At 59.4% G+C, this 15853-nt stretch carries 16 protein-coding genes; 8 read left to right on the top strand and 8 right to left on the bottom strand.

Annotated features, from left to right (window positions below; translation table 11 throughout):
• The first annotated feature begins 91 nt into the window (after positions 1–91).
• From pta to ACR0BZ_RS14480, 4 genes are all read left to right on the top strand, one after another.
• Entirely contained in the window at positions 92–1099 is a 1008-nt protein-coding gene (gene pta, locus ACR0BZ_RS14495) for a phosphate acetyltransferase (RefSeq protein WP_480920570.1), read from the top strand.
• A gap of 90 nt (positions 1100–1189) precedes the next feature.
• A complete protein-coding gene (locus ACR0BZ_RS14490; RefSeq protein WP_480920569.1) occupies positions 1190–4009 on the top strand; it encodes a molybdopterin oxidoreductase family protein in 2820 nt (939 codons plus the stop codon).
• Between the two features lie 109 nt (positions 4010–4118).
• Complete coding sequence (locus tag ACR0BZ_RS14485) at positions 4119–4868, top strand: 4Fe-4S dicluster domain-containing protein (RefSeq protein WP_267363598.1); 750 nt, start codon at positions 4119–4121, stop codon at positions 4866–4868.
• Positions 4868–5740 carry a dimethyl sulfoxide reductase anchor subunit family protein gene (locus tag ACR0BZ_RS14480; RefSeq protein WP_480920568.1) on the top strand — a complete coding sequence of 291 codons (873 nt, stop codon included), beginning with the start codon at positions 4868–4870 and terminating at the stop codon, positions 5738–5740. The genes ACR0BZ_RS14485 and ACR0BZ_RS14480 overlap by 1 nt, the downstream gene beginning before the upstream one ends.
• 133 nt (positions 5741–5873) lie before the next feature.
• Here the strand turns inward: ACR0BZ_RS14480 and dapA are convergent, their stop codons facing one another.
• A complete protein-coding gene (gene dapA, locus ACR0BZ_RS14475; RefSeq protein ID WP_480920567.1) occupies positions 5874–6746 on the bottom strand; it encodes a 4-hydroxy-tetrahydrodipicolinate synthase in 873 nt (290 codons plus the stop codon).
• A 133-nt stretch (positions 6747–6879) separates the two neighbouring features.
• Here dapA and ACR0BZ_RS14470 point away from each other — a divergent pair, with 133 nt between their 5' ends.
• Positions 6880–8853: a lytic transglycosylase domain-containing protein gene (locus ACR0BZ_RS14470; RefSeq protein ID WP_480920566.1), complete on the top strand. Its 1974-nt coding sequence runs from the start codon at positions 6880–6882 to the stop codon at positions 8851–8853.
• Here ACR0BZ_RS14470 and ACR0BZ_RS14465 read toward each other — a convergent pair.
• A complete protein-coding gene (locus tag ACR0BZ_RS14465) occupies positions 8827–9696 on the bottom strand; it encodes a DMT family transporter (protein WP_480920565.1) in 870 nt (289 codons plus the stop codon). The two genes, ACR0BZ_RS14470 and ACR0BZ_RS14465, sit on opposite strands and share 27 nt — an antisense overlap.
• On the bottom strand, positions 9693–10358 hold the full coding sequence (gene mnmC2 / locus ACR0BZ_RS14460; RefSeq protein ID WP_480920564.1) for a tRNA (5-methylaminomethyl-2-thiouridine)(34)-methyltransferase MnmC2: 666 nt from the start codon (positions 10356–10358) through the stop codon (positions 9693–9695). Before mnmC2 ends, ACR0BZ_RS14465 begins: the two co-directional genes overlap by 4 nt.
• Positions 10359–10413: 55 nt before the next feature.
• Here mnmC2 and ACR0BZ_RS14455 point away from each other — a divergent pair, with 55 nt between their 5' ends.
• The gene (locus ACR0BZ_RS14455) at positions 10414–11448 is read left to right on the top strand and encodes an NAD(P)/FAD-dependent oxidoreductase (protein ID WP_480920563.1); all 1035 of its coding nucleotides are present in this window, start codon (positions 10414–10416) and stop codon (positions 11446–11448) included.
• Here ACR0BZ_RS14455 and ACR0BZ_RS14450 read toward each other — a convergent pair.
• The 4 genes from ACR0BZ_RS14450 to ACR0BZ_RS14435 form a co-directional block, all read right to left on the bottom strand.
• Complete coding sequence (locus ACR0BZ_RS14450) at positions 11440–12231, bottom strand: HTD2 family dehydratase (RefSeq protein ID WP_480920562.1); 792 nt, start codon at positions 12229–12231, stop codon at positions 11440–11442. The two genes, ACR0BZ_RS14455 and ACR0BZ_RS14450, sit on opposite strands and share 9 nt — an antisense overlap.
• A 15-nt stretch (positions 12232–12246) precedes the next feature.
• The gene (locus ACR0BZ_RS14445) at positions 12247–12789 is read right to left on the bottom strand and encodes an NADPH-dependent FMN reductase (protein ID WP_480488644.1); all 543 of its coding nucleotides are present in this window, start codon (positions 12787–12789) and stop codon (positions 12247–12249) included.
• A 122-nt stretch (positions 12790–12911) separates the two neighbouring features.
• On the bottom strand, positions 12912–13583 hold the full coding sequence (locus ACR0BZ_RS14440; protein ID WP_480484182.1) for a YiaD family glycine zipper/OmpA-like lipoprotein: 672 nt from the start codon (positions 13581–13583) through the stop codon (positions 12912–12914).
• Between the two features lie 125 nt (positions 13584–13708).
• The gene (locus ACR0BZ_RS14435) at positions 13709–14401 is read right to left on the bottom strand and encodes a helix-turn-helix transcriptional regulator (RefSeq protein ID WP_480920561.1); all 693 of its coding nucleotides are present in this window, start codon (positions 14399–14401) and stop codon (positions 13709–13711) included.
• 104 nt (positions 14402–14505) lie between these two features.
• Between ACR0BZ_RS14435 and ACR0BZ_RS14430 the strand changes: the two genes are divergently transcribed.
• On the top strand, positions 14506–14697 hold the full coding sequence (locus ACR0BZ_RS14430; RefSeq protein WP_480920560.1) for a hypothetical protein: 192 nt from the start codon (positions 14506–14508) through the stop codon (positions 14695–14697).
• A 2-nt stretch (positions 14698–14699) separates the two neighbouring features.
• On the opposite strand, the gene ACR0BZ_RS14425 is transcribed toward ACR0BZ_RS14430, so the two are convergent.
• Positions 14700–15347: an RluA family pseudouridine synthase gene (locus ACR0BZ_RS14425; RefSeq protein WP_480920559.1), complete on the bottom strand. Its 648-nt coding sequence runs from the start codon at positions 15345–15347 to the stop codon at positions 14700–14702.
• 92 nt (positions 15348–15439) lie between these two features.
• Here ACR0BZ_RS14425 and ACR0BZ_RS14420 point away from each other — a divergent pair, with 92 nt between their 5' ends.
• The gene (locus tag ACR0BZ_RS14420) at positions 15440–15850 is read left to right on the top strand and encodes a nuclear transport factor 2 family protein (protein ID WP_480488637.1); all 411 of its coding nucleotides are present in this window, start codon (positions 15440–15442) and stop codon (positions 15848–15850) included.
• The last annotated feature ends 3 nt before the right edge of the window (positions 15851–15853 follow it).

The raw sequence follows: 15853 nt of genomic DNA, 5'->3' as shown, positions 1-15853 counted from the left end.
GACGCAATGAAAAAACCCGTCGCCGTCGCCGGCATCAGCGCCGATGACATGAAGGCGCAGGGCGCATAACCCCAGGACGAGGCCGGAGCACATGACCCTGACACCCGTCGAGCTGTTGCGGCAAAACGCTCCGGCCACCCGTCCCATAATCGCCCTCAGCGAAGGCAACGACCCCCGCATCACAAAAGGGGCCATCAACGCGCAGAGGGCCAATCTGGCCGATATCATTCTGGTTGGCCCGTACGCCGAGGTCGAAGCAGCCCTGAAAGATCAGGGGGCTGCTGCCTCTCGGGGCGTTGATATCCATGACCCCAAGACTTCGGACCTGACCGAAGAGTTTGCCGAGGCCTTTTTCGAACTGCGCCGGCATAAAGGCGTCGATCGGGCCAAGGCCCGTGCCGCCGTTGAAACACCCCCCGTCTATGCCGCCATGCTGGTGCGCAGCGGACGTGCCACCGGCACCGTAGGAGGGGCCGTTCACACGACCGGCGAAATCGTCCGTGCGGCGATCCAGGTGATTGGCATGGCCCCCGATGCAGGAATGGTGTCGTCTTTCTTCCTGATGTACCCGCCGGAAAACGCTCAGCCCGGGGCGCGGGCGATGCTGTATTCCGATTGCGGGCTGGTCATCAATCCGACCGCGAGCGAGCTGAGCAAGATCGCCATCGCATCCGCCGCATCGGCCCGGACGCTGCTGCAGGTCGATCCAAAAATCGCGATGCTCAGCTTTTCCACCAAGGGCAGCGCCAAGCATCCCGACGTGGACAAAGTGATCGAGGCCACTGAGGCGCTGCGCCAAGCCGCGCCGGACCTGAATGTCGACGGTGAATTGCAATTTGACGCCGCCTTTGTACCTTCGGTTGGCGAGCGAAAATCGCCGGGATCGTCAGTCGCCGGGCAGGCCAACGTGATGATCTTTCCCAATCTTGATGCTGGCAATATCGGCTACAAAATCACCCAAAGGTTGGGGGGCTACACCGCTATCGGTCCGGTTTTGCAGGGGCTGGCCAAACCCGCCAACGATCTGTCCCGCGGATGCAGCGCCGAGGATGTGACCCAGATGATCGCCGTGACCGCGCTACAGGCAAATGGACTGTAACACTTAATTTTCGCACCGCTCCCGGAACGATGTTCTAAAATACCGAGGAAACTGACAAAATCCTCCTGACATAACCAACTGGACCCGCAAATGACCCATCAGCAGCCGATCCTTGATACGTCACCGAAAGTCTCGGACGAAATCCGCAGGACCACCTGCTACATGTGCGCCTGCCGATGCGGCATCAACGTTCACATGAAAGACGGCAAGGTTGCTTATATCGAAGGCAATCGCGACCACCCGGTGAACAAGGGCGTCTTGTGTGCCAAGGGGTCCGCCGGGATCATGCAGGTCAACGCCCCTTCGCGCCTGCGCAAGCCACTGAAACGGGTCGGCCCGCGTGGCTCGGGTGAATTTGAGGAGATCAGCTGGGACGAAGCGCTGGAACTGGCTGTCAGCTGGCTGGAGCCAATCCGTAAAGACAACCCGGAAAAGCTGGCCTTTTTCACCGGCCGGGACCAAAGTCAGAGTTTTACCAGCTTCTGGGCGCAAAATTTCGGAACCTGCAACTATGCGGCGCATGGTGGCTTCTGTTCGGTCAACATGGCTGCGGGCGGCATCTATACGATGGGTGGCGCATTCTGGGAATTCGGCCAGCCTGATTGGGATCACACCAAGCTGTTCATGCTGTTTGGCGTGGCCGAAGACCACGACTCCAACCCGATCAAAATGGGTATTGGCAAGATCAAGGCGCGCGGTGCGCGCGTTATCGGCGTCAACCCCATCCGCAGCGGATACAATGCCGTCGCCGATGATTGGGTCGGCATCACACCGGGAACCGACGGGCTGTTCATCCTGTCGTTGACCCATGTGCTGATGAAAGCCGGAAAGATCGATCTCGACTATCTCAGCCGCTACACCAATGCCCCGGTTTTGGTGGACGCGTCAGAAGGCGCCGGAAAGGGCCTGTTCCTGCGCGACGATGACGGAAAGCCCCTGGTCATCGACCGGAATACAGGCAAGCTGACGGCTTTCGACACGCCGGGCGTTCGCCCGGATTTGTCGGCGGTCTACGAAAATGACGGTGTCGTTCATCGCCCTGTATTTCACTTGATGGCAGAAAAATACCTGTCCGAGGAACACGCGCCTGAAGCTGTTGCCGAAAAATGCGGTATCTCCGCCAATCGCATTCGCGCGATTGCAGCGGAGCTGGCGCGCGTCGCCTTTGACGAGGCGTTTGAGCTCGATCACGAATGGACCGATTTCCGGGGCGAGAAACACACCAAGATGGTTGGCCGCCCTGTTGCAATGCATTCGATGCGCGGCGTTTCGGCTCATGCCAATGGATTCCAGACCTGCCGCGCGTTGCACGTGCTGCAAATCATCCTGGGCACGGTCGAGGTTCCCGGCGGCTTCCGCTTCAAGCCCCCCTACCCCAAACCGGTCGAGGCGCACCCGACACCGCATTGCAAGGTGACGCCCAATTCTCCGCTGGATGGCCCGCATCTGGGGTTCGTCCGCGGCCCGGAACACCTTGCACTGAAGGAAGATGGCAGCCCCGCACGGATCGACAAGGCGTTCACCTGGGAAAACCCGATGTCCAGCCACGGGCTGATGCATATGGTGATCTCGAACGCACATGCGGGCGACCCGTACAAGATCGATACGCTGTTTATGTACATGGCCAATATGTCGTGGAACTCGACCATGAACACCAAGGGTGTCATCGAGATGCTGACGGACAAGGATGAAAACGGCGATTACATTATCCCGCGCATCATCTATTCGGACGCCTATTCTTCCGAGATGGTGGCTTACGCGGACCTCATCCTGCCGGACACGACCTACCTCGAACGCCACGACTGTATCTCGCTGCTGGATCGCCCGATTTGCGAGGCGGATGCGGCCGCTGACGCAATCCGCTGGCCTGTGATCGAACCGGACCGCGACGTGCGCGGATTTCAGTCAGTATTGATCGATCTCGCTAACCGCATGAAACTTCCGGGTTTCACCCATGAAGACGGCAGCGCAAAATGGGTCGATTACGCCGACTACATCGTCAATCACGAACGCAAACCGGGTATTGGCCCGCTGGCCGGATTCCGCGGTGAAAACGCCGACAAAGAAGGGCGCGGAGAGGTCAACCCGGATCAGTTGAACCGCTATATCGAAAACGGCGGCTTCTACGTGGCGCATATCCCGCAGGGCGCGGATTACTACAAACCGTGGAATGCAGCCTATCAGGAATGGGCCGTGGGCATGGGGCTCTATGACAGCCCGCAGCCATACCTATTCCAGCTTTACTCCGAACCGATGCGCAAGTTTCAGCTGGCAGCCGAAGGCCATGGCGACCGACAGCCGCCTGATCATTTGCGCCAGCGGATCAAAGACACGATGGACCCGCTTCCGATCTGGTACGAAACCGATCAGCACGGCAACGACGGCTTCACGGTCAACGCGCTGACCCAGCGCCCGATGGCGATGTATCACAGCTGGGGCACGCAAAACGCCTGGCTGCGGCAGTTGCACGGGCGAAACCCGCTCTATGTACCGACCAGGCTGATGCGCAAGCACGGCCTGAACGACGGAGATTGGGCCAAAATCACATCCCCTCATGGTGAGATTACGGTCCCTGTGATGGAAATGGCCGCGCTGAACGACAACACCGTCTGGACATGGAACGCCATCGGCAAACGCAAAGGCGCCTGGGCCCTGCAAGAGGACGCGCCCGAGGCCACCAAGGGTTTCCTGCTCAACCACCTGATCCACGAATTGCTTCCGCCAAAAGGCGACGGGCTACGTTGGGCCAATTCCGACCCCATTACTGGTCAGGCCGCATGGTTTGACCTGAAGGTGAAAATCGAAAAGGCCGACGCGCCCGCCGATGCCCAAAGCCAGCCTCATTTTGACCCGATCAAATCACCTGTAGGAACTGGCCCTGCGAATTTGGCGTGGAAGGTGGGCAAATGACCCGGATCCGCACTTCATCTGGCCACAAATATCCCGGGGGTGAATTGAGCCGCAGGCTCAAGAGGGGGCTGGCCCCCTCACCCGTCCTCAACAGCACAGGTATCCTGACATGACCCAGCTACCGAACTCCACCGAGCGCAAGATGGGTCTGGTGATCGACCTGGACACCTGCGTTGGTTGCCATGCCTGCGTGATTTCCTGCAAAGGCTGGAACACGGAAAATTATGGCGCGCCGCTGTCCGATCAGGATGCCTATGGCGCCAATCCTTCGGGCACTTTCCTGAACCGCGTGCATTCCTACGAGGTGCAACCGGCGGAAGGGCACGCGCAACTGATCCATTTCCCTAAATCCTGCCTGCATTGCGAAGATGCGCCCTGTGTTACCGTGTGCCCGACCGGGGCCAGCTACAAGCGGGTCGAAGATGGCATCGTGCTGGTTAATGAAAGCGACTGTATCGGGTGCGGCCTGTGTGCCTGGTCCTGCCCCTATGGCGCGCGTGAACTGGACAAGGCCGAGGGGGTGATGAAGAAATGCACACTCTGCGTCGACCGGATCTATAACGAGAACCTGCCCGAGGTGGACCGGATTCCCTCCTGTGTCCGAACCTGTCCGGCGGGCGCGCGGCACTTTGGCGATCTGGGCGATCCAGACAGCGACGTCAGCAAGCTTGTTGCGGATCGCGGCGGAATGGACCTGATGCCCGAAATGGGCACCAAACCCGTCAATAAATATCTGCCGCCGCGCCCGAAAGACACGGTGGAAGACCAGATCGACATCCTGGCCCCCCTGTTGGCACCTGTCGCTGAAGAACCCAAAGGGTTCCTTGGCTGGCTCGATAAGACGTTGGAGAAACTCTGATGCATCCCGCACCCTCCGTCATTCTGTTCACCACCCTGTCCGGTCTGGGTTTCGGCCTGCTGTTCTTTCTTGGCCTGGGGTTTCCGGCTGTCTCGGGTTGGGTGGCTTTTGTGTTCTTCGCCATTGCTTACGGTCTGGCCGTCGGAGGGCTGATGGCCTCGACCTTCCACCTCGGCCACCCGGAACGGGCCTTGAAGGCTTTTACCCAATGGAAAACCAGCTGGCTTAGCCGTGAGGGCTGGTGCGCCGTGCTCGCCCTGGTCGTCATGGGACTTTATGCGATTGGCGTGGTGTTTCTGGATCGGCAATGGAGCCTGCTGGGTTGGATCGGAGCGTTGATGTCACTGGCGACCGTGTTCACGACTTCGATGATCTACACGCAACTCAAGACCATCCCGCGCTGGAATATGAACCTGACCCCCGCCATGTTCCTGAGCTTCAGCCTGGCAGGTGGTGCGTTGCTGGCTGGCCAGACACGGGTTGCCATTCCGCTTCTGCTGATCGCCGCGTTGGTTCAAATCCTGTATTGGAAGAAAGGCGACAAAGCGCTGGAAGCATCCGGAACGAATCTGGGCACAGCCACAGGTTTGGGTAACCGGGGTACCGTCAGAGCGTTCGAGCCACCGCATACCGGTACCAACTATCTGCTGCGTGAGTTTGTTCATGTGGTCGGGCGCAAACATGCCGATAAGCTAAGGGTGATCTCGTTTGTATTGGCCTTTGTCCTGCCGGTTCTGTTTCTGGTCCTGCCATTCAACCATTTCCTGGCCCTGCTGGCAGTGGCATCGCATCTGGCAGGCATCGCGACCTCGCGCTGGTTGTTCTTTGCGCAGGCTGAACATGTCGTTGGGCTTTACTACGGTAAGCGTTGAGGGGGCTCTGCCCCCGCCGCGGCAAGCCGCGACTCCCCCGGGATATTTTTGGCCAGATGAAGTCTGGATCCTAAAAATGAAAAAGGCGGCGCTCAGAATTCGAGGCTGCCTTTTCCTGTTTCTGAAGACCGGGTCAGATGAGGCCCGCGTGTGCCATTGCTGCATCAATCGCGGCCTTTGTGCTGTCTTCCAACTTTGTCAGAGGCGAGCGGACTTCGGTGCTGCAAAGACCCAGTTTGCTGAGTGCGTATTTGGCGCCGACCAACCCGGGTTCGATAAAGATCGCTTCGTGCAGCGGCATCAGCTTGTCCTGGTATTCCAGTGCCTTTGCATAGTCACCCGACAATGTGGCCTGCTGGAATTCAGCGCAGAGCCTGGGGGCCACGTTTGCGGTGACTGAAATGCATCCGACGCCGCCATGGGCGTTAAAACCCAGCGCAGTGGCGTCTTCACCGGATAGCTGGCAGAAGTCCTTGCCACAGATCGCGCGCTGCTGGCTGACGCGCGCCAGATCGCCCGTCGCATCCTTGACCCCGACAATACGCGGCAACCGGGCCAGTTCGCCCATGGTGGCCGGGGTCATGTCGATGACCGATCGCCCGGGAATGTTGTAGATGATGATCGGAATATCCGCAGCCTCGTGCAGGGCTTGGAAATGCGCGATCAGGCCGCGTTGAGTCGGTTTGTTGTAGTAAGGCGTGACAACCAGCGCCGCATCGGCACCAACTTTTTCGGCGAACTGAACGAACCGGACGGCTTCGACCGTGTTGTTCGACCCGGCACCGGCGATAACCGGAACACGGCCAGCAGCCGTTTTGACCACTTCTTCGATGACCGTTTCGTGTTCGTCGTGGCTGAGCGTCGGGCTTTCGCCGGTGGTTCCAACAGGCACCAGCCCGGTCGAGCCTTCGGAGATCTGCCATTCGACCAGATGTTTAAGCGTCTTCAGGTCCAACTCGCCGTTGTTGAACGGAGTGACGAGGGCTGGCATCGAGCCTTTGAACATGACACGCTCCTTAAGGTGCATATTGCGGTTTTTGCGCCCTGGTCACTCACGTTTCCAGCTTTGTGAGTTGATCCCGGCGGCGCAGGGTTTATCCTCACAGGCTCTATCCTCGGTTGGTTGGGAAATGCAAGGGATGACACGCTTTCTGGCACTGTTGACTGGAGTGATTCTATACGCAGTGACGACACCGCAAGCCGCACGCGCGGATGCGGCCGATGATTTGCGCACCGGGCTGTATGAAATGCGCAAGGGCGACTGGAATGCGGCGCTGCGCGTATCGGGCCAGCGTGGCTCGGTCTCGCGCGATGTCATCGTCTGGCACTGGTTACGTGAGGGATTTGGCAGCTCGGGCGATGTGCTGGTGTTTCTCGAACGCCGCCCGGACTGGCCCGGGCTGGACTGGCTGCGCCGCAAGAGCGAGCCGGCCTTTACCGGGGCTGATCCGGACAGAGTTCTGAAGTTTTACGCTGGCCTGCCCCCTCAGACTGCTGAAGGCGCGCTGAACTATGCGGTGGCCCTTAAGGCCAAAGGGCGCATTGGCGAGGCGGAAGCCGATATCGTGACAGCCTGGCGTACCATGCCGATGGGGTCGGGGTTGCAAAAGGACTATCTGGAGAATTTTGCCAGACTGCTGAAGCCGCACCATGCCGCGCGGCTGGACCGGATGCTGTGGGATGGCCATTTGGTCAGCGCAGAACAGATGCTGCCCTTGGTCAGCACCGACGAGCGCAAGTTGGCCGAAGCGCGGATCGCATTGCAGAAACGCCAGCCAGGCGTTGACGGCAAGGTGGCGGCGGTGCCGAAGTCGCTGGCAGATACGCCGGGGCTGGCATTCGACCGTTTTGTCTGGCGGGACAAGAAAGAACTGGATGACAGCGCCGTCGACCTGATGCTGGCACGGTCAAGCGGACCGGAAGCCCTGGGCGAGCCTGACAAATGGGCCGAGGGTCGCCGCCGTCTGGCCCGGCTCGAGATGCGATCGGGGCGGGCGGCGCGTGCTTATGACGTAGCGGCCAAGCACCATATGACCCCCGAAATGGGATATTCCTATGCGGATCTGGAGTGGCTGGCCGGGTTTCTGGCCCTGCGCAAACTGAATGACCCCGCCACAGCCGTGCGACACTTCCAGAATTTTTCGGATGCCGTGCAATCGCCAATCTCGAAAGGGCGCGGCGGCTATTGGCTGGGGCGGGCTTACGCCGAGCTTGGGGACGCAGACAAAGCCTATGAGGCCTACGCCATGGGCGCGGATCATCAGACCTCTTTTTATGGTTTGCTGGCGGCGGAACGGATCGGACGACCATTTGACAAGGAACTGGCCAATCCGCGTCGCGCCCCGCATTGGCGTCAGGCTGAGTTCGCCGATTCCAGCGTTCTGGAAGCCGGGCTGCTGTTGCTCAAGGCCGGCGAAGACAACTTGTCCGAGAGGTTCCTGACCCATCTTGTCGAAGGTCTTGACCCTGTGCAGGCCAATCAGTTGGGCGACCTTGCGATTGAGCTGAAACAGCCGCATCTGGCCGTGATGATCGCCAAGCGGGCAGCGACCACGGGCACCGTTTTGCCTGCGGCCTATTACCCGGTTCATCCGGTGGCCGACATGCGTCTGCCAATGGCCAAGGAAATGACGCTGGCCATCGCGCGGCGCGAAAGCGAATTTGATCCGGTTGTCGTCAGCGGCGCGGGGGCGCGCGGCCTGATGCAAGTGATGCCAGCAACAGCCAAGCTGGTGGCCGGAGAACTGGGGATACTCAGCGGCCATCAGACCGGTCGGTTGACGTCGGACTGGCAATACAATGCCAAGCTTGGCGCCAACTATCTTTCGGGCCTTGCGACCGAGTTCAACGGGAATGTCGTCATGATGGCGGCCGGATACAATGCCGGTCCAAAGCGCCCGATCTCGTGGATGGAACGCTATGGTGATCCGCGCACCGGTGAGGTGGATATCGTAGACTGGATTGAGACCATTCCGTTCAATGAGACGCGCAATTATGTGATGCGCGTGACCGAAAGCCTGCCGGTCTACCGCGCCCGTCTGGGGCAGCCCGCCCTGCCGGTTCCGTTTTCGCAGGAACTGATCGGATCATCGCTGGCGGCGTTCGCGCCATAAGGTAAACAGACCTGCGGCCACAACAATCGCTGCGCCCGTGACAACTTCGGGGCGCAGTTTTTCACCAAAGATCGAAATCCCCAAAATCGCGCTCCAGACAAGGTGGAAATAGGCGAAGGGTTGGACGGCGCTGGCTTCGGCCATCTCATAACATTTGATCAGCAGCCAGTGCCCCGTTGCCCCGCTGACGCACAGCAACGCCATCCACAGCCAGTCGCTGCGGGCCATTGGCTCCCAGAACCACATTCCAAAAAGGGTCATGGCGATGGCACCAACAACGCCGGTCCAGAAAAAGCTGGTGGCCGTGCTGTCCTGACGTGCGACATAGCGCGTCAGCAGGCCGTAAATCGCAAACAGAAACGCCGAGATCAGCGGTATGACGGCCCAAGGATCAAAAACACCAACGCCCGGCTGCAGAATGATCAGAACACCAATGCAACCGACACCGATCGCAACCCAGCGCCGCCATCCAACCTTTTCACCCAGAACCGGCCCGCTCAGCGCGGCGACAAGCAGGGGATAGCTTATGAAAACGGCCATACTGTCGATCAGACCGAGCACTGTGAAACCGAACACGGCGACGCAGATCTCGGTGGCCAGCAGCAGGCCCCGCAGGATCTGAAGCCCCATCTGGTTCGTCTGCATGGCCGCCCTTAACCCGCCGGAAGATCGCGCCGCCAGTGCAATGACAAAGGCCGCAAAGAACCAATAGCGGATCATCACCACCATGTAGGTGTTATAGGTTCCGGCCAAATGGCGTGAGATACCGTCCTGCAAGGCAAAGACAATCGTCGCGCCCACCATCAGGGCGATACCCGTACCTGCATTGTTTTTCTGCGTCATGCCTTGAGCGCCCGCGTCATGTGCCGCTTGCGGCCATAGCCGGATGTACGGGTGACGGTGAAACCGGCATCCTGAAGCCCGCGTCGAACAAACCCGGCGGCTGTATAGGTCGCTGCCGTGCCATCGGTAGCGGTATGCGCCGCCACTTGCTGCATCAGCTCTGCCCCCCACAATTCAGGGTTCTTGGCAGGAGAGAACCCGTCAAGGAACCAGACGTTGGCCATGCCTGCCCATTGCGGCAGGCTGTTGCGCGCATCGCCGATGATCACTTCGCATTGAAGGGTTTCAAGATTGCAGGCGTGACCTGTCCAATGGGCCAGAAACCGGCTGCTCCACGGGTGTAACTCGGGGAAGGCCTCATGCGCGTGACGCATATCATCCGTGGCCATGGGAAAGGCTTCGAAACTGGTGAACCGAAGCGGGCCTGTTTGGCCGGATTTCTCCCATTCAGACCAAACCGTCAGCAGGTTCAGACCGGTGCCAAAGCCCAACTCGGCAATATGAAACCCCGGCGCAAAGCGTTCTGGCAGATCATTGCCTGCCAGAAACACATGGCGCGTCTCTTCCAGCCCGTTTTGCAACGAGTAGTAGGGATCGTCGAAACGGTCCGAGACCGGTATCTGATCCTCGGTCCACGTCAATTCGGCATGCTGGTCTGCCATCGGGGAATCCTGTAGCTAAGCGGCGCGACACTGAACAAGGAAAAGGGAATTGGCAATGGTCGATGTGACGGTTCGCGGGGCAGGAATTTTCGGTCTGTCCATCGCCTGGACCTGCGCCCGGCGGGGCGCGAAGGTACAGGTTGTCGACCCTTTTGGGCCGGGCTCCGGGTCCAGTGGCGGTCTGGTGGGGGCCTTGGCCCCGCATGTGCCTGAAAACTGGAATGCCAAGAAAGCCTTTCAGTTCGACAGCCTGATCATGGCCGAACCCTTTTGGCAGCAGGTCGAGGGTACCGGCGGCGTTTCCCCCGGCTATGGCCGTCTGGGCCGTCTTCAACCCATTCCTGACACCCGCAGCCTTGATCTGGCCCGGCAACGCGAAGGTTCAGCCGATCAGCTTTGGCAGGGGCAGGCAGAATGGCGGGTGATCAAAACATCGCAGGCCGGATCGTGGTACCCGCCCAGCCCCACCGGCTTTGTCATCCGCGATACACTGACAGCGCGCATGCATCCCCGGCGGGCCTGCGCCGCTCTGGTTGCAGCCCTTGAGGTGATGGGCGTTCACGTTGTCAGTAACGCTGATGATAAAGGACAGGTTGTCCACGCCACGGGCCTAGCAGGATTACTGGAACTGAACGACGCCTACGGAAAGACCGTCGGAAACGGTGTCAAAGGTCAGGCCGCCCTGTTGCGCTTTGATGCAGGAGAGGTGCCACAGCTTTTCGCGGATGCGGTCCATATCGTGCCACATGCGGACGGAACGCTTGCAATCGGATCAACGTCTGAACGGGACTATGACGACCCGACCAGCACAGACAGTGCTTTGAACGATGTCATAGACCGCGCCACGCGCGCGCTGCCGCTTTTGCACGGGGCCGAGGTGATCGAACGTTGGGCCGGGGTGCGCCCGCGCAGCAAAAGCCGCGCCCCGATGTTGGGCCTGCATCCATTGCACCAGGGTCACTTCATCGCCAATGGCGGCTTCAAGATCGGCTTTGGCATGGCTCCGAAAGTTGCCGAAGTTATGGCCGATCTGATGCTGGAGGACCGGGATTCGATCCCCGATGACTTCCGCCCCGAAGTCTCACTGTAATAGGGCCACAGCCTTCATGCATTGCCGCCCGTCCGGGCCGCGCACCCACATGTCCTGACCGTTCCGGCACAGCTGTGCAGTCTCGAAATGCATCAACGGTGAGGTCGCACGGAAAGAAAACGATTTGAGTGGTCCGCCAAGATCAACTGCAAACAGCATCAGAAGCTGCGCCAGAAGTGGCCCGTGCACAACCAGCCCTGCATATCCTTCCACATCACACGCATAGTCCAGATCGTAGTGAATGCGATGGCCGTTGAAGGTCAGCGCCGAGTAGCGAAACAGCAGGGTGGTATCGAACGCAACCGCGCGGACATCCGTTTCATCCGTGCGCGATCGGGGCGGCGTCTGAGTCATCACACCCGGCGTGGGGTCTTCACGATAAACAAGATCCTGCCATTCGGTCAGACAAAGTTGGCCACCTTGCCGTATCTCGTGCCGCAAAGTGACAAAACCCAACGGGCCGGACCGCCCCTCTTTTGTGCTTTGGTTATCAAGAACCGATGTCCTGTCAGCAGGTATACCCGCGATCAGCGGTGCATGAAATTCCAATTGCCCACCGGCCCACATTCTGCGGGGCAATCCCATATCCGGGATCAGGCCACCCACCTTGGGATGCCCATCCCGCCCCAGCGCAGCAGGCGGTTGCGGCGCCCAGAAATAGAGCTGATGGAAGAATGGCGGCAGAGCTGAGCCTTTGGCAATTGTTGGCTCAGAGCCCAACGCAACCTGAAACGACGCTGCACGGGCCGGGTCAAGGATATCGCTTTGACGCTGTTCCAACATATGGGCAGTCCAAGCTCAGAAACCGGCCTCGGCCCTGAGTTTCTGCATCAGCATGTGCAGCGAGTTTTCGTATCGCTCGGACAACAACCTTCCCTGATCGTCGAACTCATTCGAACTGTCGGCGAGGTGGATTTCCGGACCCTGCAAGATGCGGGGCTGAAAGGGCACCATGCAGGCGCGCAGGATCATCTGTGCCCTTTCCCCACCCGCGCGGCCACCCGCAGCCGACATTACAGCAACCGGCTTGCTCGCCCATGGATTGCCTTTCGTCCGGCTGACCCAGTCCAGTGCGTTTTTCAGAACACCCGAAGGCCCTTTGTTGTACTCGGGCGTCGAGATGATCACCGCATCCGCCTGCCCGATCTGGTCGGCCAGCATCTGAACAGGTGCCGGTATCCCTTCGGCATCCTCCAGATCGCCATCATAAAGCGGCAGGTTCAGGTCTGCTTCGGTATAGCTGACAGGGTCGAACAACCGGGCCGCTTCGCGCAGCAGTTTGCGGTTCGTCGCGCCCTTGCGCAGGGAGCCGGACAGGCCAAGCAGGGTCGGTTGAGACATCAGGGACAACTCCGTTTCAGTGTTTCCCAATAGTTAGACCGAGATTGGCCCTGACCAAACCCCCATTGACGCACAGTCATTGCGCAACAGGGGCCGGGCCCGAACGGGCCTGCGTTTCAGGATCACGCGTTTCCGCTGGGGACCACAACAATCTCAACCCGACGGTTTTGCGCTTTTCCTTGCGGCGTCAGGTTGGACGCGACCGGGTTGTTTTCACCCTGACCGTAGGTTCTGATACGGCTGTAGCTGACACCATTGGCTTGCAGGATATCCGCGACCGCGTTTGCGCGACGCTCGGACAAACCCTGATTATAAGACGCGTCACCATCGCTGTCGGTATGACCGATGATCTGCACGTTCGAGTTGGGATAGTTGACAAGGTTTTGGCCCACTTTTACCAGATCCGCCCGCAGCGCCGGGCGCACGGTCGAGCTGTCCGTGTCAAACGTAATGTCATTCGGGACAGTCACGATCAGCCGGTCACCCGCATTGACGATTGTAATCCCGTCATTCGCCAGTTGTTGGCGCAATTCCGCAGCCTGCTTGTCCAACTGGTTGCCGATCAGACCGCCACCGGCGGCACCAATGGCGGCACCGGCCAGCGCCCCAAGACCCGGGTTCGAATTATTGGCAATCGCGCCGACACCCGCACCGATAAGGCCGCCTAGAACCGCACCCTGCTTGGTGTTTTTGTTGGGGTCGTTCTGAACGGTCAGGGTGCCCGGATCGGTACAGGCCGTCACGGCCATGATTGAACACAAGCCTGTCGCCAGGAAAAACTTTGAAATCGTCATGATATCACCTTCTGCTCCGGTACCCGTTCTTCGGGCTTGATCCATTTCACCCAGTATATCACTGCGCTTGCTCACAGGCTCAAGCAACAATGCGGTGAAATCGGCGAATACCCGCCAAAGGCCATTCATACCGGTTCCGCAAAGGTGCCCGCGAGCTGTTGCTCCTGCCAGAGATCGCGCAAAGATTTACCTTGCCCCAGAAATCCTTCGTCAGTGAATTCACTGGACCAGATGCGATCGGTTCTGAAATGGCGAAAGCCGTTTCGCATCTCGCACCACCCTGCCAGCAACGTGCATTCGACATGATAGATCAGCGCCAGCGGGCGCACCACGCGGATGGTTTGTTCGCCTTCGCCGTCTATATAGGTGATACGGATTTTCCGTTCTGCCCGAATAGCTTCGCGATAATGCGAAACAGAAACACACCCTTTGTCGGGATCATCCGCCGGAGCCCCCCAGGGTGAAACCTGCAACCAATCGGTCGGGCTATGCAGAGCATCGATCTTCTGACAGATCCGACTGGCGGCCCGCTGCAGGTGGCTGTCGCCGGTGCGCGCCAGAAGAGAAAGGCCAACCCACAGGGCCTCAACCTCTTCCGCGTCGAAATTCAGCGGTGGCAAATCGTAACCGCGCCGCATCATGTAACCGACACCGGCCTCACCTTCGATGGGTGTTCGCTGGGCCTGCAATTCGGCAATGTCACGATAGACAGTGCGGATGGACACCTCCAGCCGGGTGGCCAGTGCTTCTGCCGTGACCGGCGCACTTGCGGCCCGCAGAATTTGGATGATTTCGAACAAACGGGTCGAACGGCGCATCGCATTCTCCTGACACTCTGCTGACACCCTAGCACACCCCACTGACACCATGCTGTCAGCAGTGAAGGGCGACAATGGGTGGATATCACACAAGGAGCCAAGAAATGCCGCACCTCGACAACCACGTCATGATGACACTGAAACTTGGCCAATGGTCACAGGACCACACACTGCGGGCTTTCGAGATTGAACGTGAGATCGCGCAGGAGCGCCATCGCCGCCAGCCGGTTTCGACGAAACGAAAAAGACGCATTTCGCTGGGCAACCTAAAGATGCTGTGGGCCAGAATTGCCTGAGATCAGAAATCGGGCTGGGCGCGAAACTTCATCGAATGCCCGCCCTCGGGATGCTTCAGGCGCAATTCTTCGGAATGCAGCATCAATCTGGGGAACTCCCTCGCCGCACCTGTTGCATAGAACGGATCGCCCAGGATCGGGTGACCCAATGCCTGCATATGAACGCGCAGCTGATGAGACCGCCCGGTTTTGGGAAACATACGCAAGCGAGAGGTCTCGCCCTCATGTTTCACAACGCGCCAATCGGTGACCGCAGGTTTGCCCGTATCATGACACACCATTTGTCTGGGCCGGTTGGGCCAGTCCACGATCAACGGCAGGTCAACCGTGCCGGTCTTTGGCTCCATCCGCCCCCAGACACGGGCAATATAGGTTTTCCGGGTCTGCCGCTTCTCGAACTGCATACTCAGATGCCTTTGCGCATGGGGTGTTTGGGCAAAAACCATGACACCTGATGTGTCCCGGTCCAGTCGATGCACAAGCAACGCCTGAGGGAAAGCCGCCTGCACGCGTGTCAGAAGGCAATCAGCCAGATGATCGCCCCGCCCCGGCACGGAAAGCAGACCCGACGGTTTGTTCACCACAATCAGCTGCGCATCTTCGTGCAGCACGTCCAGCGCGGTTTGTGGGGGGGCATAGGTTTCGCTCATGCGGGCCTGCCTATCTCAGCGCGCTTCTTCCCGCAACGTCGTCCTTGCGCGCCCGGTCATGATCGGTGAACTTCTGCGCAGGAGGACAGGACATGCACCCGACAATTGAACGACTGCAAGAGGTTGTCGCCAAGGGCGATGAGGCGCTGATCCACGATCTGCTGGCCGAAGATGTGCAGTTCCTGCCACCAACCTATTTCAGCACCTGGACCGGGCGCGCACCTGTGGCTGCCGTTCTTGGCCATGTCGGGCAGGTCTTTTCCGACTTCCGGTATCGCCGGATTATGGGCGCTGGCAACGATTGGGCGCTGGAGTTTCAATGCAAGATTGGAGATCTGGACGGCATTGGCGTTGACCTCATTACGCTGAACGAGGACGGTTTGATCAAAATCTTCGAAGTCGCCATGCGCCCTTACAAAACAGTCGGCGCTTTGCGCGAGGCGATGATGGCGCGCGTGATGACTGACGCTCGTTTTCTGGAATTCAAAAACGCCCTGACGTGACCT

Source organism: Ruegeria sp. P8, from assembly GCF_056534665.1.
The sequence above is the reverse complement of the archived record's forward strand: the minus strand, read 5'-3'. Positions and strand labels throughout refer to the sequence as shown.

Coding starts and splice junctions, on each gene's coding strand:
- dapA (WP_480920567.1), bottom strand. CDS start 6,746: ATGTTCAAAGGCTCGATGCCAGCCCTCGTCACTCCGTTCAACAACGGC.
- ACR0BZ_RS14445 (WP_480488644.1), bottom strand. CDS start 12,789: ATGTCTCAACCGACCCTGCTTGGCCTGTCCGGCTCCCTGCGCAAGGGC.
- ACR0BZ_RS14485 (WP_267363598.1), top strand. CDS start 4,119: ATGACCCAGCTACCGAACTCCACCGAGCGCAAGATGGGTCTGGTGATC.
- ACR0BZ_RS14440 (WP_480484182.1), bottom strand. CDS start 13,583: ATGACGATTTCAAAGTTTTTCCTGGCGACAGGCTTGTGTTCAATCATG.
- ACR0BZ_RS14450 (WP_480920562.1), bottom strand. CDS start 12,231: ATGTTGGAACAGCGTCAAAGCGATATCCTTGACCCGGCCCGTGCAGCG.
- mnmC2 (WP_480920564.1), bottom strand. CDS start 10,358: ATGGCAGACCAGCATGCCGAATTGACGTGGACCGAGGATCAGATACCG.
- ACR0BZ_RS14455 (WP_480920563.1), top strand. CDS start 10,414: ATGGTCGATGTGACGGTTCGCGGGGCAGGAATTTTCGGTCTGTCCATC.
- ACR0BZ_RS14420 (WP_480488637.1), top strand. CDS start 15,440: ATGCACCCGACAATTGAACGACTGCAAGAGGTTGTCGCCAAGGGCGAT.
- ACR0BZ_RS14470 (WP_480920566.1), top strand. CDS start 6,880: ATGACACGCTTTCTGGCACTGTTGACTGGAGTGATTCTATACGCAGTG.
- ACR0BZ_RS14430 (WP_480920560.1), top strand. CDS start 14,506: ATGCCGCACCTCGACAACCACGTCATGATGACACTGAAACTTGGCCAA.
- ACR0BZ_RS14480 (WP_480920568.1), top strand. CDS start 4,868: ATGCATCCCGCACCCTCCGTCATTCTGTTCACCACCCTGTCCGGTCTG.
- ACR0BZ_RS14425 (WP_480920559.1), bottom strand. CDS start 15,347: ATGAGCGAAACCTATGCCCCCCCACAAACCGCGCTGGACGTGCTGCAC.
- ACR0BZ_RS14490 (WP_480920569.1), top strand. CDS start 1,190: ATGACCCATCAGCAGCCGATCCTTGATACGTCACCGAAAGTCTCGGAC.
- ACR0BZ_RS14435 (WP_480920561.1), bottom strand. CDS start 14,401: ATGCGCCGTTCGACCCGTTTGTTCGAAATCATCCAAATTCTGCGGGCC.
- pta (WP_480920570.1), top strand. CDS start 92: ATGACCCTGACACCCGTCGAGCTGTTGCGGCAAAACGCTCCGGCCACC.
- ACR0BZ_RS14465 (WP_480920565.1), bottom strand. CDS start 9,696: ATGACGCAGAAAAACAATGCAGGTACGGGTATCGCCCTGATGGTGGGC.